Raw genomic sequence first — 1,297 nt, 5'->3', positions numbered from 1 at the left:
GACAAAGCCTACGGCTGCCGACCCAACGCAAAAGCCACTGTAACTTTGAAGAGCGAGGTGGGCCAGCACCACTGGCGGAGCGATGCGCGCCCGGCCGAGGGTTACGGCCCTCGACCAGAAGCGAAGGGGGCTCGACGTCGATTGAGAACCAGCCGCCAAGTTTTCAGGTTCCGCTAATGTACAAAAAACCGGCCGGGCTGGGCCGGCGCTAAAGGTGGTGGGCGATCAAGCCGTCAAGCTGATGCTAAACTGCCCGCCACCTTTCGGCAGCGGGCCAGTTCCAAAGGGGAACGTTGAACTGATGTGACAGTGCGAAGTGTTTCCAGGCGACAATGTTCCCCGAGAGGCAGCGTCGCCAGCGCGCGTTTCACTGAAAGTCTTTTTCCATCCACGGATTGGTGTTTATCCGAGGTGTGGTTTTTCCGGCGTTGAACCGGCCGGCAATTTGGCCGTTCCAGTCGAACTGCAGTCCAGCTCTGGCACCGGCTTCTTGGCGGAGTGCTTGGTAGAGCACAGGTCCGCAGCGTCACTCACCACCACCTTCTTCTCCTTGGCAAAAGCGATACCATTCCCAGCGATCACGATCGCGGGCGTCTTGCCCTTGCCTGCGGTTCGCTGGTGGTTGAAGCGCCCCGGCATCGCATTTGAGACCCAGGACTGGTGCACAAGGATCATGACATTGAATTCCGCTCTATACAGGAACAAGTGCCTTTCCTCTGGATTAGGGGGCGACGCCACAAGGGCGCCGCCCACTAATGGAGACTCACATGAAACGTAAGATTTTGACAGCAACAGCAATCTCTCTCTGTCTCGCCACCGCAGCCTTCGCACAGTCGTCGGGAACATCCAGCGGCACAAACGGAACGTCCGGCTCATCGGCCGGTTCGGGTATGAGTTCTACGTCCGGCTCCGGCCAAAGCGGTATCCCGAGCGGTTGGGACAGCAAGCTCTCCGGCTCATTCTTCAGCGACGCCAATTCGGGAAGACTTCTGTCGCAGGATGAGATCCGCCGGAACTGGTCTTCGCTGAGCTCTGAACAGCAGGCACAGGTTCGCTCCGACTGCTCGAGAATGACGGCCAGTAACGGCACTGGCTCTGGCACAACGACCGGCACATCAGGCAGCTCGGGTTCGACCGGCAGTAACAGCACGGCTAGCAACAGCACTGGTTCGGGTACAACCACCGGCACGTCGGGATCCTCGGGTTCGACCGGCAGCAACACCACGGCTAGCAACAGTATCGGCTCGGGTACGACCACCTGCACGTCGGGATCCTCGGACACAGCTGGTGATAAGAC

Annotated in this window: 2 protein-coding genes; both read right to left on the bottom strand. The window is 59.4% G+C overall.

Features of this window, described 5'->3' with window-relative positions; translation table 11 throughout:
* Nucleotides 1-402: 402 nt before the first annotated feature.
* Complete coding sequence (locus EN914_RS35765) at nt 403-705, bottom strand: hypothetical protein (protein ID WP_024505431.1); 303 nt, start codon at nt 703-705, stop codon at nt 403-405.
* Nucleotides 706-763: 58 nt separating this feature from the next.
* Nucleotides 764-1,297, bottom strand: a 534-nt coding sequence (locus EN914_RS35760) for a hypothetical protein (RefSeq protein ID WP_245497934.1), incomplete at its 5' end; no start/stop codon positions are given.

Source organism: Mesorhizobium sp. M7A.F.Ca.CA.001.08.2.1 (assembly GCF_003998455.1).
GTDB lineage: Bacteria > Pseudomonadota > Alphaproteobacteria > Rhizobiales > Rhizobiaceae > Mesorhizobium > Mesorhizobium ciceri.
The sequence above is the reverse complement of the archived record's forward strand: the minus strand, read 5'-3'. Positions and strand labels throughout refer to the sequence as shown.